General features: G+C 63.3%; 24 protein-coding genes. 16 read left to right on the forward strand and 8 right to left on the reverse strand.

The window, feature by feature from the left end:
• The first annotated feature begins 23 nt into the window (after positions 1–23).
• Entirely contained in the window at positions 24–392 is a 369-nt protein-coding gene (locus ABIB73_RS01690; RefSeq protein WP_354220799.1) for a VanZ family protein, read from the forward strand.
• Between the two features lie 137 nt (positions 393–529).
• Here the strand turns inward: ABIB73_RS01690 and ABIB73_RS01695 are convergent, their stop codons facing one another.
• Both ABIB73_RS01695 and ABIB73_RS01700 read right to left on the reverse strand, forming a co-directional pair.
• Positions 530–655, reverse strand: coding sequence for a hypothetical protein (locus ABIB73_RS01695; RefSeq protein ID WP_354220801.1), 126 nt, complete (start codon positions 653–655; stop codon positions 530–532).
• A 394-nt stretch (positions 656–1,049) separates the two neighbouring features.
• The gene (locus ABIB73_RS01700) at positions 1,050–1,718 is read right to left on the reverse strand and encodes a hypothetical protein (protein ID WP_354220803.1); all 669 of its coding nucleotides are present in this window, start codon (positions 1,716–1,718) and stop codon (positions 1,050–1,052) included.
• Positions 1,719–2,040: 322 nt separating this feature from the next.
• Here ABIB73_RS01700 and ABIB73_RS01705 point away from each other — a divergent pair, with 322 nt between their 5' ends.
• The 3 genes from ABIB73_RS01705 (at position 2,041) to ABIB73_RS01715 (ending at position 3,397) form a co-directional block, all read left to right on the forward strand.
• Positions 2,041–2,211 (forward strand): hypothetical protein, encoded by a 171-nt coding sequence (locus ABIB73_RS01705; RefSeq protein ID WP_354220805.1) that lies wholly within the window; start codon positions 2,041–2,043, stop codon positions 2,209–2,211.
• Positions 2,212–2,686: 475 nt separating this feature from the next.
• Positions 2,687–2,929, forward strand: a complete 243-nt coding sequence (locus ABIB73_RS01710) for a hypothetical protein (protein WP_354220807.1) — start codon at positions 2,687–2,689, stop codon at positions 2,927–2,929.
• 228 nt (positions 2,930–3,157) lie between these two features.
• Positions 3,158–3,397, forward strand: coding sequence for a hypothetical protein (locus tag ABIB73_RS01715; protein ID WP_354222521.1), 240 nt, complete (start codon positions 3,158–3,160; stop codon positions 3,395–3,397).
• A 139-nt stretch (positions 3,398–3,536) separates the two neighbouring features.
• Here the strand turns inward: ABIB73_RS01715 and ABIB73_RS01720 are convergent, their stop codons facing one another.
• Together ABIB73_RS01720 and ABIB73_RS01725 are read right to left on the reverse strand one after the other, a co-directional pair.
• Positions 3,537–3,812, reverse strand: a complete 276-nt coding sequence (locus ABIB73_RS01720; RefSeq protein ID WP_354220809.1) for a hypothetical protein — start codon at positions 3,810–3,812, stop codon at positions 3,537–3,539.
• 104 nt (positions 3,813–3,916) lie between these two features.
• Entirely contained in the window at positions 3,917–4,837 is a 921-nt protein-coding gene (locus tag ABIB73_RS01725) for a LysR family transcriptional regulator (protein WP_354220810.1), read from the reverse strand.
• Between the two features lie 107 nt (positions 4,838–4,944).
• Here ABIB73_RS01725 and ABIB73_RS01730 point away from each other — a divergent pair, with 107 nt between their 5' ends.
• The 11 genes from ABIB73_RS01730 to ABIB73_RS01780 all read left to right on the forward strand — a co-directional run bounded on the left by ABIB73_RS01730 (position 4,945) and on the right by ABIB73_RS01780 (position 15,834).
• Positions 4,945–5,268, forward strand: coding sequence for a Dabb family protein (locus ABIB73_RS01730; protein ID WP_354220812.1), 324 nt, complete (start codon positions 4,945–4,947; stop codon positions 5,266–5,268).
• On the forward strand, positions 5,265–6,344 hold the full coding sequence (locus ABIB73_RS01735) for a maleylacetate reductase (protein WP_354220814.1): 1,080 nt from the start codon (positions 5,265–5,267) through the stop codon (positions 6,342–6,344). Before ABIB73_RS01730 ends, ABIB73_RS01735 begins: the two co-directional genes overlap by 4 nt.
• Before the next feature lie 5 nt (positions 6,345–6,349).
• Positions 6,350–7,723: an amidohydrolase family protein gene (locus ABIB73_RS01740; protein ID WP_354222523.1), complete on the forward strand. Its 1,374-nt coding sequence runs from the start codon at positions 6,350–6,352 to the stop codon at positions 7,721–7,723.
• 21 nt (positions 7,724–7,744) lie between these two features.
• Positions 7,745–8,647 carry an NAD(P)-dependent oxidoreductase gene (locus tag ABIB73_RS01745; protein WP_354220816.1) on the forward strand — a complete coding sequence of 301 codons (903 nt, stop codon included), beginning with the start codon at positions 7,745–7,747 and terminating at the stop codon, positions 8,645–8,647.
• A 15-nt stretch (positions 8,648–8,662) separates the two neighbouring features.
• Entirely contained in the window at positions 8,663–9,547 is an 885-nt protein-coding gene (locus ABIB73_RS01750; protein ID WP_354220818.1) for an intradiol ring-cleavage dioxygenase, read from the forward strand.
• Positions 9,548–9,610: 63 nt separating this feature from the next.
• Positions 9,611–11,002 carry an FAD-linked oxidase C-terminal domain-containing protein gene (locus tag ABIB73_RS01755; protein WP_354220820.1) on the forward strand — a complete coding sequence of 464 codons (1,392 nt, stop codon included), beginning with the start codon at positions 9,611–9,613 and terminating at the stop codon, positions 11,000–11,002.
• Positions 10,999–12,537: a sugar ABC transporter ATP-binding protein gene (locus ABIB73_RS01760; protein ID WP_354220822.1), complete on the forward strand. Its 1,539-nt coding sequence runs from the start codon at positions 10,999–11,001 to the stop codon at positions 12,535–12,537. The genes ABIB73_RS01755 and ABIB73_RS01760 overlap by 4 nt, the downstream gene beginning before the upstream one ends.
• On the forward strand, positions 12,530–13,480 hold the full coding sequence (locus ABIB73_RS01765; RefSeq protein ID WP_354220824.1) for an ABC transporter permease: 951 nt from the start codon (positions 12,530–12,532) through the stop codon (positions 13,478–13,480). Before ABIB73_RS01760 ends, ABIB73_RS01765 begins: the two co-directional genes overlap by 8 nt.
• Positions 13,477–14,454 (forward strand): ABC transporter permease, encoded by a 978-nt coding sequence (locus tag ABIB73_RS01770; protein WP_354220826.1) that lies wholly within the window; start codon positions 13,477–13,479, stop codon positions 14,452–14,454. Before ABIB73_RS01765 ends, ABIB73_RS01770 begins: the two co-directional genes overlap by 4 nt.
• A 42-nt stretch (positions 14,455–14,496) precedes the next feature.
• Complete coding sequence (locus ABIB73_RS01775; RefSeq protein WP_354220828.1) at positions 14,497–15,474, forward strand: sugar ABC transporter substrate-binding protein; 978 nt, start codon at positions 14,497–14,499, stop codon at positions 15,472–15,474.
• A 72-nt stretch (positions 15,475–15,546) separates the two neighbouring features.
• A complete protein-coding gene (locus ABIB73_RS01780; RefSeq protein ID WP_354220830.1) occupies positions 15,547–15,834 on the forward strand; it encodes a YciI family protein in 288 nt (95 codons plus the stop codon).
• A gap of 166 nt (positions 15,835–16,000) precedes the next feature.
• Here the strand turns inward: ABIB73_RS01780 and ABIB73_RS01785 are convergent, their stop codons facing one another.
• The 3 genes from ABIB73_RS01785 to ABIB73_RS01795 all read right to left on the reverse strand — a co-directional run bounded on the left by ABIB73_RS01785 (position 16,001) and on the right by ABIB73_RS01795 (position 18,549).
• Positions 16,001–16,393 carry an NUDIX hydrolase gene (locus ABIB73_RS01785; RefSeq protein WP_354220832.1) on the reverse strand — a complete coding sequence of 131 codons (393 nt, stop codon included), beginning with the start codon at positions 16,391–16,393 and terminating at the stop codon, positions 16,001–16,003.
• Positions 16,394–16,543: 150 nt separating this feature from the next.
• Positions 16,544–17,662, reverse strand: coding sequence for an AI-2E family transporter (locus ABIB73_RS01790; RefSeq protein ID WP_354220834.1), 1,119 nt, complete (start codon positions 17,660–17,662; stop codon positions 16,544–16,546).
• A gap of 161 nt (positions 17,663–17,823) precedes the next feature.
• The gene (locus tag ABIB73_RS01795) at positions 17,824–18,549 is read right to left on the reverse strand and encodes an outer membrane protein (protein ID WP_354220836.1); all 726 of its coding nucleotides are present in this window, start codon (positions 18,547–18,549) and stop codon (positions 17,824–17,826) included.
• A 263-nt stretch (positions 18,550–18,812) separates the two neighbouring features.
• Between ABIB73_RS01795 and ABIB73_RS01800 the strand changes: the two genes are divergently transcribed.
• Complete coding sequence (locus ABIB73_RS01800; RefSeq protein ID WP_354220838.1) at positions 18,813–19,040, forward strand: hypothetical protein; 228 nt, start codon at positions 18,813–18,815, stop codon at positions 19,038–19,040.
• Positions 19,041–19,085: 45 nt separating this feature from the next.
• On the opposite strand, the gene ABIB73_RS01805 is transcribed toward ABIB73_RS01800, so the two are convergent.
• Positions 19,086–19,994 carry a hypothetical protein gene (locus ABIB73_RS01805; RefSeq protein ID WP_354220840.1) on the reverse strand — a complete coding sequence of 303 codons (909 nt, stop codon included), beginning with the start codon at positions 19,992–19,994 and terminating at the stop codon, positions 19,086–19,088.
• Between the last annotated feature and the right edge of the window lie 1,159 nt (positions 19,995–21,153).

The raw sequence follows: 21,153 nt of genomic DNA on the forward strand, positions 1-21,153 counted from the left end.
ATATGCATCTAACGACAGTCGTTTTGCGCGTCGCCGCCGTCGGGTGGCTGGCCTTTATCGTTTTCGCAACGCTGTCTGGCCTTTCTTCGCGGCCGGTGCTCGTCGATAGCGAGACGGTCCTGATCACAGCAGTCGAGCGGTTTTGCGCTTACGGAGTTCTCGGTTTTCTTTGCGGATTATCATTCCCAGATCGCCCCCGGCTTGTCCTTAGCGCGATCATAGGACTTGCTGCTGGTCTTGAGCTTGCACAGTTTCTCGTTCCCGATCGTGATCCGCGTCTGATCGACGCGCTGGAAAAGGTGCTGGGAGGCTTGGCAGGGTTTGTAGCCGCGCCCGTTGCCACTAGCCTGATCCGCAGCGTCTCGCATCTGCGCTTCTGGTCATCCCCTTGACCTCCCGCGCAAGTTGAGGAAGGCTGACGCCTTTCCAGATCACAGGTTGTTGAGTCATGAGTATTGAGAATTTGAGCGACGAAAGCGTCCTTCGTCTTTACGAAAACATTCGGATCCAAGCGGCCGCCGATCGCGCTTTAGGAGGCCGGTACCATCTCCTCGGTGACACCGCCAAACATCGCGCCGAGATCATCCGCGAGGAGATCGATCGTCGGAAGCTCCGAACCGATCGGATCGAGTGGCCGAGTAGATAGATCAAACAAGCGATTTAGCCCTGGCCGGGCTGGATGCTTTGGCTAGGGAGCAGCGCCCATCACAAGACTAATCTTGATCACTGCGCAAATGAGCATTCCCCAGAGCGCCAAATTGATCTGCAATGCCGCCATCGCCATTGCCCTCCGTTTCCGGCCCAACAGTGCGATTCTACTCCCGATCCTGTTTTGCGAATTCTGAGCCGATCACACATTCCACGACAGACCGAAATTCATGCTAGTCGCTACGGGCTAGTCGCCGACGACATGACATCGATCACAGGGTGAACTCCAGACGCGTCACCGTCGTTCCATAATTCCGAATCTGGATAAAATTACCCGTCAGCATGAACCCGCGGGCAAGGTTAGCGCGGACATAGTCCCAGGTGATTTGCTTGACGTGCCTTCAGCTTTCCGGGGCTGAAATTGCAGCTGGCACGCTCAGGGGAGCTCCTCCAACCGAAACGGGCCCGGCAGATTTCGACTGCCGAGCCATCCGTTTGCGCATCGCTGCGGAGAGTCCATAGCGAGCATGCGCTCTTCGAATGGAGGACGTGACGTCCGACATCATCGCATTTTGCAGCGAGTCGACTTTCGCAATGAGCGCGGAAAGCTGCGAAGATATCTTCCTCACATCGACCCGTTCGTCCGTGATGCTCTGTCGCAGGGAAAGGAGCACCATTGAATCCTGCTGCTGCAGAGACGCGTTTTGCTGCAACGAGTGATTATTCTCCTGCAGCGAGGCGGCATGTTGCTGCTGGGCCGACTGAATATCCTTCAAGGCAGCGACAACCGGATCCGGTTTCGGCGCGGAATCTTCCCAGCGTGGAAGCAGTTCAGCCAAACTGCTGACATTCGACGACGGAAAATCAAACGGCGATGTATAGATGGCCGCCGAGCCATTTATGGCCAGGGCACATATCGACAGCGCCAGGACCGATTTCCGGCTGGACCGCTCGATCGGGGCTGGAGCTTCCGGGGCTGCAGGTTCGGTTGCTGCGACTGCGAGCGCAAGTGCTGCGGGGTCGAGTTGTTCGACGAGGCCTCGCGTTTCGGATGTCGTGGTCACGTGCATTGACCTCAAATGAGCGAGCGAAAGGAAGCCGTCGCGGGGACGTCCTCGCGACGCCTCCTCTACGCAGCACCCGCCTACAACTGCTTACAATTGTAGGCTTTTCGGATTAATTCCACGTTAGCGACGTGGCCGCCTGGCATGCCCAGCCACCCCGGCCGATTACGGGGCGATGCGATGGAATTGCCCGAGCGGCGCGTCCCGGCTCCCGCCGAAGCGCAGTGTTGTGCTCCCCTGAGGAATGGGGCAGCCTGCTTCGAAGCGCGACAAAGCCGCAGACAACTCACGCGAAAAGTGTAGGATTCGACAAAACAGGAGGAACGGCATGTTTGAAATCAGCGGTTTCGACACGGCAGGCGTCGTGAGCCTCAAGCGGCCGTCACTCACCGCCGCCCTCAAGAAAGCCAAAGAGCTTGTCGAGGACGGGTGCTGGGACGTTCAGATCGTTGATCCAAATGGTCGCGTACACATCTCGTTTGAGGAACAGGCCGCTTAGCCACCTCGCCTCCCTCATCTCCACCGCGCAAGCGACTTCGGTTGTTAGCCGCCCCGTCCGACATTGGACGAGGCGTTATTCAGCCAGCGCAGCGTTGCATCATCACTCCACCCGGGGACCGCGAAGCGCGCCCGAGAATTCACATCCGCGCTCGGACGCTCCGCCGCGGGTTGGCGCGCACGAAGGTGACGCGCCATTGCAGCGTTTGCAGAGGTGCACAGGACGATCAAGCAGCTCATCACCAAAACAGAGCGCATCGCAACAGCTCCAATCGCGCAACCGCTCACTTTTATTTGGTGCGCCGATTGTTCCGACACAATCTGTAACGGCTTCACAGCTGCGAGATGGAGGCGAAAGCGTCGCTGTCACGGTGCCGTCAGCCAGCCATCAACTCCCGCATGTCACACCGTTGCCAATCAACTCGTTTGGGAGCACGCTCTCTCCAGGCGCGCAGACGCCGCACGGGGAGAGACACATGAAGGAACCGGGCCTGGATGGTCGCCATCGGGACAAGGATGGCGCGATCAGCAAGAAGCACGGCAACACGCTGGTCGGTACGTTACGCAAGATCTACGGCAAGGGCTTTGCGGCCGGTTATCCGGATGCGACCCAGCTCAGTGAGGTCCTGCTTCAGTTGAACGAGACGTCGCTGAGCCAGTTGCGTCGCGATCACGACACCGGGCATTTGGGGCACAAGATCGACCACGCCCCGAAGTAACGGACTTCACGCGGCCGAATTCATATCGCCGAAACCAACCCTGCCGCCAGGCACCCCCCAGCGCCGTGGCTCGGACAGGCGCGAGATCGGTCGCCTCAAGCAAAGCGCCGGTGCCCCAAGTGAATGGCACCTGGTGCGTGGGGCGGACGCAGATACCGGCGAGCTCTCAACTACAGTTTGAGCGTTCGCACACTCAGCGCTAGGATGAGCCTTTCTACGGAGGCTTATTTGAAACCAGTCATTGTCATCGTGGCCATGGTGCTCGCTGCCACGGCTCCCGCAGGCTCACAGGCGCTGGTCGATCCCACCAAGGTTGCTCCCGAATATCGCGAGGCTGCGGAAAAACGCCGGGCCGAGCAGATACGTCAGCGCGAATGCGCGATGAAGGCGGATCTCGACAAGGTGCTCCCGAGAGATCGAACCGTCTATCTGAACCATTGCCTGGACGCATTGGCTGCCAAGCAATAGCGGCTGATTGGGCGGTTTTGACGAACCGGACCCGCCGCCTTATCGCGGCGGTTGGTGGCGCATTCCGCGAGCGCCGCCTGCAAGCTCGCCTCCGTTAGAGGGTCCGCCGGCAAGACCTGCGAGAGGTCGCAACCGGCTTTCAACCTTTCTTCAGACCTTTGGGATCACCTTGTGATCCATTTCCATTAGTCATTGTTGTCCGCACATGAGTTCCGTCCAGGTCCAGTGCACGCGGTGCAAGACGATGTTTCGCGATCGCGCCGGGCGATTGCAGGACGGCTATTCCAGGCAATGTCCCTGTTGCGAAGTAGTGCTGTTCTTCGCCGAGGACTCGCAACACCCCTTCATCAAGCGCGCGATGAGAAATGCGCGAAAAGTCCGAAAGGAACTGCGCGAAGCCGCGGCGGCCAGGCATTCCGCGTCGGACTCGCGCGCGACCTCGCCGAGGTCGTCTACCCGGCCGACGCGGGCGTCGGGGCGATCGGAATAGAGCCCGCGGCGGACCGCTGACAGAGTCGTCTAAGTTGCCTCGATCCAGATCCCGGCATCGGAATGCGCGCGGATGTGGTCAACCAGGAAGTCCGAGAACACCCTGATTTTCGCCGGCAACCGGACGCGGTTCTGGTAGGCCACGTTCATCGTAAGCAGCGGCAGCTCCCAGTCCATCAGCACCGGCACGAGATTGCCGGCCGAGATATCGCCCCGCACGATGTAAAGCGGCTGGATCAGGATGCCGAGGCCCGCAAGCGCGGCACCGCGGATGACCTGGCCGTCATTGCTGTCCAGCGTCGGTGCGATGCGGACAGTCTGCGCCGCATTGCCCTTCTGAAGCCGCAGCGAATAGGGGTCGTTGGCAAGGTTGTAGATCAGCATGTCGTGGCGCGCGAGATCGGCGGGATGCTCGGGCCGGCCGTGCGTGGCGATGTAGGACGGTGCGGCCGCCAGCACCCGGCGCATCTGTCCGATGCGGCGGATGATGATGTTGGAGTCCGGCTCCTGCTCCCGGGTGCGGATCGCGACGTCGATGCCGGCTTCGATGAAATCGGGATAGCGGTTGGCAGCAATGATCTGAACGTCGAGCTTCGGATAGAGCTTGCGAAATGCCGGCAGCATCGGCGCCATGTAGATCATCGCAAACGACAGCGAGCTCGTGACGCGCAACATGCCCTTTGGCGACAGCGCACGGTCACTGACGGCATCCTCGGCTTCGGCGAGTTCGTTCAGGAGCGGGCTGCAACGCTGCAACAACTCTTGGCCTGCCTCGGTCAGCCATTGCCGGCGCGTGTTGCGCTCGATCAGCCGGACTGCGAGCCGCTCCTCCAACGCGCTCAGGTGCCGACTCGCCGCCGCGTTCGACATCCGCAAGATGTCCGCAGCCTTGGAGAGGCTGCCGAGCTCAGCCGTCTTGGCGAAAACCTCAAGCTGAAGCAGCCGGTCCATTTTTTCACATATCGGAAAAGAGACTTACGAATTTTGGTCTTTATTTCCGATTTCTGCAAGGCAAAATGGGGCCAACAAGCAAGATGGCAGGCGAGGAAATCTGGGAAATGTCGGGCCCGATCAAGCACATCGTAATGTGGCGGCTGCGCGGAGAGACGACCGCGGAGCGGGCGGCGGCCAGGTCCAAGGTCAAAATCCTGTTCGAAGGCCTCAAGGGCCGGATCGACGGCCTCACCCATATCGAGGTCGGGGTCGACGTCAGCGATGTCGATTACGCCTGCGACGTCGTCCTGGTCTCCGAATTCACCGACAGCGCAGCCCTGACAGCCTACGCCACCCATCCCGAACATCTGCGGGTGCGGGAGGAACTGGGCGACTTGCGGATCGGCCGCTTCCAGGTCGATTATCCCGTCAAAGAGACCGGCGCATGATCGGTTCGTTCACCTTTGAAAATCTGCCCTGCCGTGTCGTGTTCGGCAGCGGAACGTTGGCTGCGGCCAAGGCCGAGATCGAGCGTCTCGGCGGCAAGCGCGCGCTGGTGCTGACCACGCCGCAGCAGGAGGCGCAGGGCGCCAAGCTTGGCGCCGCGCTCGGCCCGCTCTATGCCGGCATCTTCGCAGGCGCCACGATGCACACGCCAGTCCAGGTGACCGATCAGGCACTCGCGGCAATGAAGGCGTGTGATGCCGACTGCGTGGTTGCGCTCGGCGGCGGGTCGACCACGGGCCTCGGCAAAGCGCTCGCCTTGCGCACCGGAACCAACCAGCTCTGCATCCCCACCACCTATGCCGGCTCGGAGATGACGCCAATCCTCGGCCAGACCGAGAACGGCCTGAAGACCACTGTACGCGACACAGCCGTGCTGCCGGAGACCGTGATCTACGACGTCGACCTGACGTTGACGCTGCCGGTTGGCCTCGCCGCCACCTCCGGCATCAACGCCATCGCCCACGCTGTGGAGGCGCTCTATGCGCGCGACACCAATCCCGTGACCTCGCTGATGGCGGAAGAAGGCATCCGCGCGCTGGCGCGTGCCCTGCCCGCCATTGCCGCCAAGCCCGACGATCGCGCAGCCCGCAGTGATGCGCTCTACGGCGCCTGGCTGTGCGGCGTATGCCTTGGCACCGTCGGCATGGCGCTGCATCACAAGCTCTGCCACACGCTCGGCGGCACCTTCGATCTGCCGCATGCCGAGACCCACACGATCGTGCTGCCGCATGCGCTGGCCTACAACGCGCCCGCTGCGCCCGAGGCGATGGCGCGGATCTCGCGCGCGATCGGCGCGGCTGATGCGGCGCAAGGTCTCTACGATCTTGCCTCGCGGCTCAACGCGAAACTGGCGCTGCGCGACATCGGCATGCCCGAAAGCGGCATCGACAAGGCGGCCGACCTGGCCGTGACCAACGCCTACTGGAATCCGCGGCCGCTCGAGCGCAATGCCATCCGCGACCTGATCGCGCGCGCCTGGGCGGGCGAGCCGCCGGTCGCAACCAAAGCGGCGGCGTGATCGATATGCTGCGCACCCTGATCAGATCCGCAACAATCATCAGCATGGACGCTCGCGTCGGCGATCTCCGTGCCGGCGATTTGCTGGTCGAGAATGGGCGGATCGCAGAGGTCCGTCCCGATATCGACCTCGGCAGCGGCGCCACTGATGCCGAGATCGTCGACGGCCGGGGACGCATCGTCATCCCCGGGCTCATCAACGCGCACATGCACACCTGGCAGACGGCATTGCGCGGCTTTGCTGCGAACTGGACGTTGCTCGAATATTTCCGCCGCATGCATGCCGGGCTCGCGACACTGTTCGGACCCGACGACATCTACATCGCCACCCTCGTCGGCGCGCTGAACCAGATCAATTGCGGCGCCACCACGCTGGTCGACTGGTGCCACAACAACCCGACGCCTGATCATACCGACGCGGCCGTGCGCGGCCTGATCGAGAGCGGCATCCGCGCCGCCTTTTTCCACGGCTCGCCGAAGCCCGAGCCAAAACCGGGCCAGCCGCATTTCTCGGAAGTTCCGCATCCGCGCCACGAGGTCGAGCGCCTGCTGGCCGGTCCCCTGGCCGACCGCAGCGGCCTCGTTACGCTCGGGCTCGCCATTCTCGGCCCGCATTACTCGACGCTCGACGTCGCCATGCACGATTTCCGTCTCGCGAGGGAACTCAACCTGATCGCCTCGATGCATCAGGGCGGCGGACCGGCGAAGACACAAGGCGGCTGGGAGAAGTTGATTGGGGCCGACCTGGTCGGTCCCGGCGTCAATATCGTCCATGGCAACGACCTCCCCGACGATCTCCTCGATCGCCTCGTTGATCTCGGCGCATCGTTCTCGGTGACGCCGGAGAACGAGATGATCCAGGGCCACGGCTTCCCGATCACCGGACGGCTGCTCAAACGCGGCGTCCGCCCCACCATCGGCATCGATCTGGAATCGGTGCTGCCTGGCGATCTCTTCTCCGCCGCGCGCGTGGCGCTGTCGATGCAGCGGGCCCTCGACAATGCGGAGATGCGCAAGAGCGAGGGCGCGATCCCGGCGACGAGCACCATCCCGGCGCGCGAGGCGCTGCGCTGGATCACCACCGAAGGCGCACGGATGCTCGGCCGCGAGAACGAGATCGGTTCGCTGACGCCGGGAAAGCTCGCCGATCTCGTGGTCATCAACGCGGACGATCTCAACCTTGTCCCGGTCCACGATCCCGTCTCCACCGTGGTGATGCAGACGAGCCTCGCCAATATCGAGTCGGTCATGATCGGCGGCGTCTGGAAGAAGCGGGATGGAAAAATGCTGGTCGACGGGCTGGCACAGAAGAAAGAACTGCTCGCGCGGTCAGGCCAGCGGCTGGTGCGGGATATCGAACGACAAGGGCACGCCGCATGATGCGGCCAACGGACAACAAAAATGACTGATACGACCAAACATGTCGCCTTCATCGGTATCGGCAAGATGGGCCTGCCGATGTCGCAGCTCGTCGCCAAGGCCGGCTACAGCGTCACCGCGTTCGATCAGAGCGCAGCGCGGCTCAACGAGGCGCGCCAACACGGCATCGCCGTCGCAAGCTCGCCGGCCGACGCCGTCAATGGCTGCCTGGTGGCCATCACGTCGCTGTCCGACGACGCCGCGTTGCGCGCCGTGATGCTCGGTCCGACCGGTCTCATCGGCGCGATGGCGCCGAAAGCTGTGCTGATCGAGACCAGCACGGTCAGCGCCGAGGCCTCGGCCGAGGTCGATGCCGCCGCGCAGGGACGCGGGATCGCTTATCTGCGGGCGCCCGTCTCGGGCAATGCCAGCATCGTCCATACCGGTGCGCTGAGCTGTTTTGTGTCCGGTCCCAAGGACGCCTTCGAAAGCGTCAAGCCGTTGTTCGCGAGCTTTACCCGTGCGCAGACGTATCTCGGCCCGAGCGAGGAAGCACGCTACGCAAAACTCGCGGTCAATCTCATGATCGCGGTCTCGGCGGCGATGATGGCCGAGAGCCTGGCGCTGGCGCGCAAGGGCGGCATTGGCTGGCAGGACATCCTGAAGGTGCTGGACGACAGCGCGGTCGCCTCACCCATGGTGAAGTACAAGACCGCACCGCTTCGAACCCGCAACTTCGAGCCAACCTTCTCCTGCAAGCAGATGGCCAAGGATCTCGACCTCATCCTCGGCGCCGGCCATGCCGCCGGCGTGCCGTTACAGCTCGCGGCCCAAGTGCGCGAGACCTATGGCGCGCTGGTCGCGCAAGGCGACGGCGAGACCGACTTCATCGCGACCGTCAAGCATCTCGAACGGCTGTCCGGCCTTGGCGAGCCCAAACTCTGATCGACGGAGCCACATATGCGTAACTTCAACGAAAACACGATCACCGACGCCGTGCTGGAGCGCATCGCCGGCGCGACCGATCCGCGCATCAAGCAAGTCAGCGAAGCGCTAGTGCGGCACCTTCATGCCTTCGTGCGCGAGGTTGGCCCGACCCAGAAGGAATGGGAGTTCGGTATCGACTTCCTGACCCGGACCGGCCACATGTGCGACGACAAGCGCCAGGAGTTCATCCTGCTGTCGGACACGCTCGGCGTCTCCATGCTGGTCGACGCGATCAACCATCCGGTGCCGGAAGGCGCCACTGAGACCACCGTGCTCGGCCCGTTCTTCGTCCAGGCTGCCCCCGAGAAGCAGAACGGCGACGACATCTCCGGCGCCATGGAAGGCGATCCCATGATCGTCACCGGTTCGGTCTCGACCGTCGACGGCCGGCCGCTCGCGGGCGCCGTGGTCGACGTCTGGCATTCCGACAATGACGGCTATTACGACGTGCAGCAGCTCGACGAGATCGGCGATCTCGCGATGCGCGCCCGCTTCCACACCGACGCCAACGGTCGCTTCCATTTCTGGTCGATCAAGCCCGCCGCCTATCCGATCCCGCATGACGGCCCGGTCGGCGATATGCTGGAGGCGCAAGGACGCCACCCCTGGCGGCCCGCGCATGTGCACTTCATGATCTCGGCACCGGGCTTCGAGCAGCTGGTGACGCATGTCTTCGTGGCCGGCGACAAATATCTCGATTCCGACGTTGTGTTCGGCGTCAAGGACAGCCTGATCCACGACTTCGTGCGCTGCCCGGCCGGCCGTGCGCCGGATGGTCGCATGGTGGACGCCGCCTACTTCCATCTCAACTATGATTTCGGCCTGAAGCAGGTCGCAAGCAACGCGCAGGCGGCATAAGCCGGACGTAGAATTGAGGGACTGACAACAGTCCGCGACGAGAACGGACGACGGGGAGAGACGATGGTACCGCGGGTCAGTAGTGCCGCATTGGCTGAACGCCTCACAGGCGTGATCGGTCCGCGCGCCAGCATCGCGCGCGGCGTGCTCGATCAGCATGGCCAGAGCGAGTCCTATTATCGCGCCCTGCCCCCGGATATCGTCGTCTATCCGGAGACGACCGCGGAGGTCGCCGAGATCGTCAAGCTCTGCGCCGGCGCGGCCATGCCGATCGTGCCGTTCGGCGCCGGCACCTCGCTCGAGGGCAATGCGTCGGCGGTCGCAGGCGGCGTCTGCATCGACTTCGCGCGCATGAACAAGGTGCTGACCGTCCATGAAAGCGACATGAATGTCGTGGTTCAGCCCGGTATCACCCGGAAGCAGCTCAATACGGAGCTCCGCGGCACCGGACTGTTCTTTCCGATCGATCCGGGCGCCGATGCCTCGATCGGCGGCATGACGTCCACCCGCGCATCGGGCACGATGGCGGTGCGCTACGGCACCATGAAGGACAACGTCATGGCGCTCGAAGTGGTGCTGGCCGACGGTCGCGTGATCCGCACCGCCAGGCGCGCCCGCAAATCGGCGGCCGGCTACGACCTGACGCGGCTGTTCGTCGGCGCGGAAGGCACGCTTGGCGTTATTACGGAGATCACGCTGAAGCTGCATCCCCTGCCCCAGGCGATATCGGCTGCGGTATGCAGCTTCGACACCTTGCACCACGCGGTCGATACCGCGATCGGACTCATCCAGGCGGCCATTCCGGTGGCGCGCGTCGAGCTGCTCGACGACGTCATGATGCGCGGCATCAATGCCTACGCGAAACTCGGCTATCGGGAGGCGCCGACGCTCTTTTTCGAATTCCACGGCTCGGAGACCGCCGTTGCCGAGCAGGCCGAGCTGGCGCAGGCCATCGCCGCCGAGCATGGCGGCCGCGGCTTCGAATGGGCGAAAGCGCCGGAGGATCGCAGCCGGCTCTGGCACGCCCGCGACAACACGCTCTATGCCGGCCTGGGCCTCCGGCCCGGCGCGCGCGCCGTCATCACCGATGTCTGCGTCCCGATCTCGCGGCTTGCCGAATGCCTGACCGATACGCGCCGCGACGCAGATGAGCACGGCTTCACCGCGCCCATTGTCGGCCATGTCGGCGACGGCAATTTCCACATGCTGATCCTGGTCGATCCCGCCAAGCCGGAGGAGATCGACGGCGCCAAGGCGCTCCAGGCCCGCATGGTCGCCCGCGCCATCGCCATGGACGGCACCTGCACGGGCGAGCACGGCATCGGGCTCGGCAAGATCGACTATCTCATGGATGAGCTAGGCGAAGCCGTCGACGTCATGCGGTCGATCAAGACAGCGCTCGATCGGGACGGATTGATGAATCCCGGCAAGATCTTTGCGGGAGCGCGGGCATGAGCACGGCTTTGCAGATGGACGCGCCCGCGTCCAACCAAGACACCACGCCGCCACTGCTGGAGCTGCGCGGCATCAGCAAGGAGTTTCCCGGCGTCAAGGCGCTGGACGACGTGTCCTTCGCGCTCTACGCGAGCGAAGTGCACATGCTGCTCGGCGAGAACGGCGCGGGCAAGTCGAGCCTGATGAAGGTTTTGTGCGGCGCCTACAAGGCCGATGCCGGCGAGTTCTTCTGCAAGGGCGAGAAGGTCACGATCGCGTCCACCGCGGACGCCCAGAAGCTCGGCATTGCCGTGATCTTCCAGGAGTTCTCGCTCGTCCCCTATCTTGACATCGCGCAGAACATCTTTCTGGGACGCGAGCCTAAGGGCCGCATCCCCGGCACCATCGACCGCCGCAAGATCCTGGCCGATGCGAAGCGCCTGCTGGACATGATCGGCTTCGACATCGATCCTTCCGTCATCGTCAACACGCTCGGCGTCGCCCAGCAGCAGATGGTCGAGATCGCGAAAGCGATCAGCCAGAACGCGCGCATCCTGGTCATGGACGAGCCGACCGCCGCGCTGTCCGACCGCGAGACCGAACTGTTGTTCGCGCTGATCGCGCGGCTGAAGGCCGACGGCGTCTCCATCGTCTATATCTCGCACCGCATGGCCGAAGTGTTCGCGCTCGGCGACCGCATCACGGTCTTGCGCGACGGGCGCCGGATCGACGGCGTTCGCCCTGCCGACGTCACGCCCGACCAGCTCGTTCGCATGATGGTGGGGCGCACCGTCGACATGACCTATCCGCGCAATTTCACTGACAAGCCCGGCGAACTGCTGCTTGAGGTCAAGGGGCTGACCTCACTGAGCGGAATCTCCGACATCAATATCGAGGTGCGCCGAGGCGAGATCGTCGGCCTGTGCGGCCTGGTCGGATCCGGCCGCAGCGAGGTCGCGCGCGCCATCTTCGGCGCCGATCCAACAATCTCCGGCGAGATCATCTTCGACGGCAAGCCAATCTCCGGCGAGCCTGATGTCGCGGCCCGCCGCGGCATCGCCTTGATCCCCGAGAGCCGCAAGAGCGAAGGGCTCGCCCTGCTCCGTTCGGTCGGTGACAATTTGGTAGTGTCGGCGCTTCGAAAATTGTTCCCGAGCGGGCTGTTCGATCCGCGCAGCGGCCAGCGCGCCGCCGACGGTCTGATCCGGCAGCTCCGCATCGTCACCCCGAGCGCGCGCCAGACCGTTGGCCTCCTGTCCGGCGGCAATCAGCAGAAGGTCGTGATCGGCAAATGGCTGGCGGCCGGCGCCAAGCTCTTCATCTTCGACGAACCCACCCGCGGCATCGACGTCGGCGCGAAGTCGGAGATCTTTGCGCTGATCGACCGGTTGGTCGCCGAAGGCGCAGCAGCGCTGATGATCTCCTCCGAGCAGGTCGAGATCTGCCATGTCTGCGACCGCGCCTATGTGATGCGCGAGGGCCGCGTCGCCGGGCACCTGGCACGCAATGAGCTGACCGAGGAGAACATCGTGCGATTGGGGATGCATCATGCGTGAGGCCGCGGTCGTATCACAACCCAATCCGCTCCAGCGCATCCCCGGCGTCGCGATCGTGCTGGGCGCACTGATCGTACTGTTCGGCGCGATCGCGCCGGGCTTCCTCTCGGCGGCCAACCTCTCCAACGTGCTGGTGCAGTCGACCATCCTGACCATGCTGGCGCTACCGATGACGCTGATCATCATGACCGAGGGGCTCGACCTCTCGATGGGTGCCGTCCTGACGCTGACCTCGCTCTGCGTCGCCATCGTCTCGCTCGCGACCAAATCGATGCTGCTTGGGCTGTGCGCCGGCGTCGCCGTCGGCGCGGCCTTCGGCACCGTCAACGGCTGGCTGGTCGCGATCGTCGGTATCCCACCGTTCGTGGCAACGCTCGGCACCCTCGGGATGGCGCAGGGCCTGTCGCTGATCGTGTCCGACGGCCAGAGCGTGGTCGGTATTCCCCACACCGTCCGGGACATCTATTCGGCGACGCTTCTCGGCATCCCCGTGCCGATCGTGATGGCGCTTGTGACTTATGCCGCCTTTCACGGCCTGCTCTATCACACCCGCTTCGGCAGCTACGTGTTCGCGCTCGGCGGCAATCGCGAGGCGCTCAGATATGCCGGTCTCTCGCCCAACCGGCTCTTGATCGCGGTCTACGCCATCGGCGGCACCATGGCCGGTATCGCCGGCCTGTTGATGACCGCCCGGATGAATTCGGGGCATCCGACCGCGGGTCTCGGGCTCGAATTCGATGCGATTGCGGCGGTCGCGGTCGGCGGCACCTCGTTCGAACGCGGCAATGGCTGGCTGCTCGGCACTTTGCTTGGCGTCATCGCCGTCGGCGTACTGCGCAACGGGCTCAATTTGATCTCGATGCCTTCGTCAGTGCAGGTGGCGAGCGTCGGCGTCCTCGTCATCGTCGCCCTCTTCCTCGATGGCCTGCGGAGCCGGGCATGACCGACATCACCAAGGAAGCCTTATCGCCGCCGCGCTCCTTCCTGTCCCAGGACGCGATCCAGCTGTTCTATCGCCTGCTCGCCGTGTTCCTGATCTGCGCGGTGCTGGCGGTGCTGAACGACTCGTTCCTCAGCCTCGGCAACATTCTCAACGTCCTGCGCCAGGCGAGCCTGACCTTCTTCATCGCCTCCGGCCTGACGCTGGTGGTGCTCACCGCCGGCCTCGACCTCTCGGTCGGCGCCAATGTCGCGCTGTCGGCCTGTGTCGCCGGAACCGTGATCCACACGACCGGCTCGCCGGCGCTCGGCATCCTGACGGGGCTTGCCTGTGGCGGCATCGTCGGGCTCCTCAACGGCGTCATGGTGACGGCGCTGCGCATCCCTTCCTTCATCGCCACCTACGGCATGCTCTGGGTCCTGAACGGCCTCACCTATTGGTACATGGCCGGCGAAACCCTTCACGGCTTCCCGGCGGGCTTCCGCCAGATCGGCAGCGGCTATTTGTTCGGCCTGCCCATTCCCGTCTATCTGCTGCTGGTGTTCCTCGCCATCGGAACGCTGTTTGCCCAGCGGACGATCTGGGGGCAAGAGATTTATGCGATCGGCGCCAATCCCGTCGCAGCACGGCTCTCCGGCATCCCGGTCGCGCGCCGCCTGCTCCTGGTTTACGCCGTCTCCGGCACCATGGCGGGGCTCGCCTCGATCATCTTCCTGTCGCGGCTCAATTCGGCGGAGGCCGATATCGGCGAGAGCCTGACGCTGCCGGCGATCGCGGCGGTGCTGATCGGCGGCACCTCGCTGTTCGGCGGTGTCGGCACCGTGTTCGGCACCTTCATCGGCGCGTTGATCCTGACGCTGGTGCTGAACGGAATGAACCTGTTGTCGGTCAGCGCGAACTGGCAACCGCTCGTCACCGGCATCATCGTCATTCTCGCCGTCTGGCTCGACATGAAGACGCGCCGCAGGGCGCAATAAGCTACTAAATATCCAACAAGCAAAATGAGGGATGGAGGCAACATGAGACAACAGAAACTGGGCTACCTGGCGCTGCCGCTGCTGATGGCGGCCGCGTTCACCACCGAGGTGCGCGCCGATGGTGAGACCATCGCCATCTTCACCAAGAACCAGACCAACCCGTTCTTCCAGACCGTGCGGGTCGGCGCCGACAACATGGCGAAGACCCTGAACGCCAAAACGCTGCAATATATCCCGACCAAGCCGGACTCGATCCCCGAACAGCTCAGCCAGATCGAGGACGTCGTGGTGAAGAAGCCGAGTGCCATCGTGTTCACGCCGGTCGACTACAAGGCGATGGTGCCGGGGGTCGAAAAAATCAACGACGCCAAAATCCCCGTCGTCAATATCACCGACCGCTCCGCCGGCGGAAAGTTCATCTCATTCATTGGGGCGGACGATTACAGCCTCGGGCTTGAGACCGCGCGCTTCCTGCTCAAGACATTGGGTGGCAAGGGCAACATTGTCATCATCGAGGGCGTCAAGGGCTCGCTGACCAATGTCGATCGCGTCCGCGGCTTCAACGACGCGCTGAAGGAAGCGCCTGGCGCCAAGCTCCTGGCCTCGCAGCCCGGCAACTATCAGCGGCTCCAGGCGCTCCAGGTGATGGAGAACCTGATGCAGTCGAACTCGCAGATCGACGGCGTGCTCGCCGCCAACGACGCCATGGCGGTCGGCGCGATCGAGGCGCTCGACGGCGCCAACCGGAAAGCCCAGGTGATCGGCATCAACGGCACCAAGGAAGCGATCGACGCCATCAAATCCGGCAAGCTGCTGGCGAGCGGCGACTATAACGGGTTTGCGCAAGGCTGCCTCGGCACCATGATGGCGATCCGCAGCTTGCGCGATCAGCCCGTCATCAACGAGATCGTGCTGAAGCCGACCGTGATCACCAAGGACAACTACCAGCCCTTCGACACACCGCTGGAGCAGCGGACCTGCCCGACCTTCGAGGAGGCCAGCAAGCTCGGCGGGAAATAGCCGCGGCCTGTTCTGATCACGCATTGGGACGGCTGACATGACAGCCGTCCCCAAAAAACTCCCGGAGACATCATGCTATTTGCCATCCATGCTCTCGACCGCACCGGCGCACTGCCGACGCGGCTTGCCAATTACGACGCCCACAAGGCGTTCCTCGGCGATACCTCGCGCTTCGGCGTCAAGATCGTCATGTCGGGACCGCTGGTCTCCGACGACGACGCCACGATGATCGGCAGCCTGTTCCTGATCGAGGCCCCCGGCCGCGCTGAGGTCGAGGCCTTCAATCGTGCCGATCCGTTCGCGGCGGCCGGCATCTGGGAGAAGGTCACGATCACGGGGTTCTTGCGCCGGCAAGGCTGACGCACAAGAAACCCCGGTGCCTGGGGCACCGGGGCGTTTCAACGAAAATGAATTGATACGGCAATGACGCCTTCATAGCAGCCAACTCAGCGACAGTTTGTGAACTGGTTCACATGCGCGGCGACGGGCGACAGGACTATTTGTCACACCCAGGGCGGCCCCGGGTTCAGCTCCGCCGCTGCTTCCTCGGAAACAGGCGATCGCGGATGTAGCGGGAGGTCGCGGTCAGGCGAATCCCGCGCGGCTTCTGCCAGGCGGCGCGGTCGATCTCCTTCTTGTCGCCGATCGCGAGCGTGCCTTTGGCACCCTTCGCAATGAAGATGGCGTCGCTCATCTTGCGACCGGAACGCTTGTTCCTGGCTGTCACTTCCTTCCAGAGGCTGATCCGGCCGAGCTTCAGCTTGGGCAGTTCCTCCTTGATCTCCCGGCGCAGGCAGTCCTTGTCGGACTCACGCGCGCGCTTGCGGCCGCCCGGGAACATCCACAGGCCGTCCGACCGCCGCCTGACCAACAGAACCTTGCCGCGCTTCGCGGCCACCAGCTTGGAAGACTTCGCCATTGCTACAGTAATCAAGAACAGAATCGGGCCATGGTAACTTGTCTATTTCATTAGACAAGTTCGAAGGCCCCTCCGGTTGCCGGCGGGGCCTGCCGTTTTCCACACCTGCGAGATGCAGCAGATCTCGCACGTTTCCTCAGGCGTTCCGCGCTATCGAACCTCGTCGGCTGCTGGCGAGGTCGCATTCCTCTTCTCTGCCACCGCCCGGTCTTCCGTCCGGATCCACGCCGCCGCCATCTCCCACGCCACCGACAGGATGATCGGCCCAATGAACAGGCCGACGATGCCATGGGCGAGCGTGCCGCCGATCACGCCGACGAAGATCACGATCGTCGGCGTCGTCAGGCCGCGCCCCATGACCAGCGGCTTCAACATGGTGTCGATGAAGCCGACAAGGACAAGAAACACCGTGAGCACCAGCGCCGTGGTGACGTCCTTGGCGGTCCAGATCCAGATGATCACCGGCAGCAGCACGAGGAAGGCGCCGATCTGCACGATCGACAGCAGCAGCACGATGAAGGCGAGCAGGCCAGCGCTCGGCACGGCCGCGAGCTTGAAGCCGATGCCGGCGAGCAGCGCCTGCACGATCGCGACGCCGATCACGCCCTGCGCCACCGCGCGGATGGTGGCGCCCCCAAGCTCGAGAAAATGCTCGCTCTGCTCGGGCACGATGCGAAACAGGAAGCCGCGCCCGGCGGCAACGAGCCGCGGCCCGTGTGGAAACAGGAAGCCGGCCACGAACACCGAGACCAGAAATTGAAGCGTTCCGAGGCTGGCGTCGCCCGCAAGCGACAACAGCGGTCCCGCCAGCGGCTGGAGATAGGGCGCCACCTCGCGCAGCACCGCGCGGATGTTGTTGTAGGCCTGATCCCAGAGCTCGAAGAGCGTCGGGCCGATGACGGGCCACGACTTGATCTGCTCCGGCGCCGATTGAAGCGCGAGATCGCCGGTGCCAAGCTGGTGCGCAAGCTCCCGCGCGCCGTCCACCGCACTCAGGCCGAGCCAGGTCGCGGGGCCGAGGACGATGCCGAGCGTAATCAAGGTGAGGATGGCGGCCGCGGTCTTGGGGCGGCCGCCGAGGATCTTGGCGACCCAGCTGAAGGCCGGATAGAACGCGACCGCGAGCACGGCGCTCCAGGCCAGGATCGGCACGAACGGCCGGATGATCAGAAATGTCCAGATGATCAGCAGCGCCAACAGGCCGAGCCGGATCACGAACTGGATGACGTCCTCGCCCGTCAGGAGCTGACGCAGACTTTTCACAGGCACGGCTTTCCTTGCGGCATCAACGCGGGTTCCGGCACTTGCGCGGGCTAGCGTTATTGCCAGCAACGAGCCGGGCGTCAAGACGACCGGGGCTGTGGCCGGTCCTCGAAGGGCCGGTTGTGCCGAGATGGCGCGGTTGTGGCGAAACCGGCGCGGGCGGCGCCCTAGAAATGATAGTTCACGCCCACGGTGCCGGTCTGGATGTTCAGCTTCACGTTCGCCGGCGACGCCACCAGATTGCCCGTCGTCACCGGCTGCTCGGTGATGCTGCCAAAGCCCATGTAGTTGTATTCGGCCCTGACCGACCAGTTCGGCATGAACATCCATTCGACGCCGCCGCCGGCGAGCCAGCCGGTGCGGTTGAAGCTGCCCGAGGCGGAGCCCGCGAGCGCACCGGCAAGGCCGTTATTGGCGTCGTACTTGTCGCGGGTGAAGGCGGCGCCGCCCTTGGCATAGAGCAGCACGCGGTCGAAGGCGACACCGAAGCGCCCGGCAACCGTGGCAACATAATCGTTCTTCAGCGTGAGGGTGAACCCTGCCCCGCCCCCGAACGGGCCGCCTGCATTGACCTTGACGCCCGACCAGGCGCCAGTGCCCTCGAGGCCCACCACGAAATTGCTGATCTGATAGTTGCCGCCGATCTGGCCGCCGACGATGCCGCCGCTGGCGTTGACCGAGCTCGCGACGGCCAACGGTTCGGTCGGGTCGATGCCGGTCCACTTGCTCCAGGCGCCGCCGCCATGGGCGCCGATGTAGAAGCCGGTCCAGGTGAAGATCGGAGCCGGCGGGATAGGCGCCTTCATCATCGGCGCAGGTTCGATGATGTCAGCCGCAAACGCCGGCGTTCCCAGCGACAGCAGCGCAGCCGTCAAAATCAGTTTCTTGCCCATGATCTCACCCCCAATGACTTCCGCCTCTCCCGACCGAGGCGACGGGATGAAATCTAGCTGTCCGATCAAAGGCGCGCTTGGACCGACCGGCGGCATGACTTGGACTGACGGGCGCTCCGCATACCGGGAAAATCCAGCAATACTCGCGACCGGTGCCGGGTTTGGCTAACGGCGATTAACCGGATTTCAGCCGCCCGGTTTACGCCGATGCAAAGGCTCGCACCTACGCTTCACATCGAGGTCCCAAAAACACTTTCGGTGCAATGGCCAACAGCATCTGGACGATCGAAGAATTCACCTGCCCCGGTTGCGGCATGAATTACACCGCGACAAGGGAGGAGCACGCCGAGCCGCACGCCGGCAGCTTCAAATGCAGCATCTGTAGCGGCGTGGTGCACAGCTGGTCGGGGAAGCATCATTTCTTCGGCTGGAAAGCGGTGAAGACAAAGCCGACCGTGTTCGGAAGGCGCTGGGCCGGCGTGGGGTGGTAGGCGCCAAGCGCGGCGCCGAACTGCGCTGGTAAGTCTATCCCGGCCCTACACCACAAGACTTCGCAGCACCGCGTAGAACGTCTGAACCGTGGGGATCAGAAGAAGGCCAAATCCAAGCGCGTAAAAAGTCACCGTCCAGACCCGCAAAACCGGCTTTGTATTATCGTAAGCCATGTACGCCAAGGCCAGCACATCAGCTCGGGTTGCTTCGTCATACGAGGCGTCGAGCATCTCATCAGCAAAAAACGTCTCAGGCCTGTGCCTCGGAAACGCAATTGCGCATCCTATCTTCCATGGATCTGGGATACCGCGAACATCATAGTAATCCGAATGATCCTCTGCACTCTCTGGATTCCGCCGACACCATTCCGCGTAAATCTCCCTAACAACCCGATGAAAAAGAACATTGAAATCCGTCGGCGAGCCGGCACGCCTTACAACCAATGAGGTCTTAAACGTGACGATATGATTCTCTTCACTCTCCCAATCCCAAAAGTATGCCTCTCGCGCGGCGTCGCCCAGCAAGATGTGGACTCTCGGCTTGCTTGCCAAGTTAATCTCGGTAGTCTGGAAATGTGTGGCGGAGCTATGGTCCTTGACAATTGTCGGGCAAAATAGCGCGAAGAGCGACGATCCGAACCCCAAAAAACTCAATCCGAAATAGACGTAATACAGCCGCGACAGAGTAAGACTATGAGCAACTGCGCGGACCTGCTCTGCCTGACCATCTAAGTGAAGCCAGCGTCGGACAAGGTCGGGAGACAGCGTCAATACGTCGACCACGGCTTGGTTGAAAAGAATGACAGAGCCCAAGAACGGAACGACGATCGTTAGCGAAAGCAGGCGAGACTGACCAATGCGTCGTATCGCAGACCACGGAATGCGCGATATAAGCCGTCGGTCTAGAACTCCGCTCTTCGCGCCCGACCATCGATCTGCCCAGAGCCGGGTCACGTCCGGCCTCTCAACAACGCCAGCAGGACGTCCATCCCCCTCGCTAGCGCGACCTTTTCGAGAAAACGCAGCCCATTCCCATCGCCGTATTTGTGCGCCTCCATTTGTAATCCCCCCGCCAATCATTCAACAGCAACCACGCCGGGAGATCAATAGTACCCACATCCAGTCAGCGCGATGGGTCACCAGACGACTTGCCGACCGGAGGCCGCAGATCGATGGTGACGTTCAGGTGCCTCGGTCCGTCGCGCAAAACAGCCCCAATCGTTGTCAACCCGCCGCATCACAAATATTCCACTTTACCGAATTTCGGATTTATCGTACAGACAAGACACCCTGGCCCGAGACAAGGGGCGGATCGCGATCGTCACGAACCGCGGGCCCGGGAGCGATGGACGCGACGGCGTCGGGCGCGGCGAGCCTTGCAGGGCGGGAATTCCCGTGAGCAAGGACTCTCGCGCGGACGACACGGCGCTGACAGCGTCTTCGCATGGCTTCGGGCGTGAGCACACGCCAGCTCTCGAAGTCCCAGCGAAGGTGTGCGCGGACGGCGAAGTCGTGTGGTCCTGACGCCCGGAGTCTGTGCGTCAAGTCTTGCGGTGATGTGTGCAGCCCGACCGGGCGCGCGCATCAGCTATCCGGAAGGTGACGGGGGCAATAGTGCATCGCTCCCCGGGGAGAGCGCGAAGTAAGCCGTAAACCACCGCGCAGGGAAGGCCGGGCGATCGGCTGAGCCTGTGGTCCAACCCGTGTGCATTTTAGTAGCGCACGGATCGCGGGTGCCGCCGGCGCCCGGCCTTCCCTGCGCCCTTGTTTCGACGAGGGCCAAGCAACGAAACAGAGCTCGGGCGAAACGCGCCGCGAGATCGCGGAGATGTGCCCCCTGTTCGATAATTTGGATCGAGATTATCCGTGCCCCGGACGCAGCGCAGCGTCCCTTCGACGATGCGCTGCTGAGCCGGGGCCCATGTTTCAGAGCGCGTTCGTGGGGACATGGGTCCCGGCTCAGCGCCACAACATGAAGGACGTTGCAGCGCGTCCGGGACACGAGATTGAGTTGCGCAATCGCCCGCACTCCGTCATTGCGAGCGCAGCGAAGCAATCCAGACTGGCGCCGTGGAAAGATTCTGGATTGCTTCGCTACGCTCGCAATGACGAG

The organism is Bradyrhizobium sp. F1.4.3, assembly GCF_040548375.1.
Taxonomy (GTDB): Bacteria; Pseudomonadota; Alphaproteobacteria; order Rhizobiales; family Xanthobacteraceae; genus Bradyrhizobium.

Coding starts and splice junctions, on each gene's coding strand:
- ABIB73_RS01785 (WP_354220832.1), bottom strand. CDS start 16,393: ATGGCGAAGTCTTCCAAGCTGGTGGCCGCGAAGCGCGGCAAGGTTCTG.
- ABIB73_RS01735 (WP_354220814.1), top strand. CDS start 5,265: ATGATCGGTTCGTTCACCTTTGAAAATCTGCCCTGCCGTGTCGTGTTC.
- ABIB73_RS01740 (WP_354222523.1), top strand. CDS start 6,350: ATGCTGCGCACCCTGATCAGATCCGCAACAATCATCAGCATGGACGCT.
- ABIB73_RS01775 (WP_354220828.1), top strand. CDS start 14,497: ATGAGACAACAGAAACTGGGCTACCTGGCGCTGCCGCTGCTGATGGCG.
- ABIB73_RS01800 (WP_354220838.1), top strand. CDS start 18,813: ATGGCCAACAGCATCTGGACGATCGAAGAATTCACCTGCCCCGGTTGC.
- ABIB73_RS01770 (WP_354220826.1), top strand. CDS start 13,477: ATGACCGACATCACCAAGGAAGCCTTATCGCCGCCGCGCTCCTTCCTG.
- ABIB73_RS01795 (WP_354220836.1), bottom strand. CDS start 18,549: ATGGGCAAGAAACTGATTTTGACGGCTGCGCTGCTGTCGCTGGGAACG.
- ABIB73_RS01710 (WP_354220807.1), top strand. CDS start 2,687: ATGAAGGAACCGGGCCTGGATGGTCGCCATCGGGACAAGGATGGCGCG.
- ABIB73_RS01745 (WP_354220816.1), top strand. CDS start 7,745: ATGACTGATACGACCAAACATGTCGCCTTCATCGGTATCGGCAAGATG.
- ABIB73_RS01765 (WP_354220824.1), top strand. CDS start 12,530: ATGCGTGAGGCCGCGGTCGTATCACAACCCAATCCGCTCCAGCGCATC.
- ABIB73_RS01755 (WP_354220820.1), top strand. CDS start 9,611: ATGGTACCGCGGGTCAGTAGTGCCGCATTGGCTGAACGCCTCACAGGC.
- ABIB73_RS01720 (WP_354220809.1), bottom strand. CDS start 3,812: ATGCCTGGCCGCCGCGGCTTCGCGCAGTTCCTTTCGGACTTTTCGCGC.
- ABIB73_RS01780 (WP_354220830.1), top strand. CDS start 15,547: ATGCTATTTGCCATCCATGCTCTCGACCGCACCGGCGCACTGCCGACG.
- ABIB73_RS01730 (WP_354220812.1), top strand. CDS start 4,945: ATGTCGGGCCCGATCAAGCACATCGTAATGTGGCGGCTGCGCGGAGAG.
- ABIB73_RS01750 (WP_354220818.1), top strand. CDS start 8,663: ATGCGTAACTTCAACGAAAACACGATCACCGACGCCGTGCTGGAGCGC.
- ABIB73_RS01705 (WP_354220805.1), top strand. CDS start 2,041: ATGTTTGAAATCAGCGGTTTCGACACGGCAGGCGTCGTGAGCCTCAAG.
- ABIB73_RS01725 (WP_354220810.1), bottom strand. CDS start 4,837: ATGGACCGGCTGCTTCAGCTTGAGGTTTTCGCCAAGACGGCTGAGCTC.
- ABIB73_RS01760 (WP_354220822.1), top strand. CDS start 10,999: ATGAGCACGGCTTTGCAGATGGACGCGCCCGCGTCCAACCAAGACACC.
- ABIB73_RS01700 (WP_354220803.1), bottom strand. CDS start 1,718: ATGCACGTGACCACGACATCCGAAACGCGAGGCCTCGTCGAACAACTC.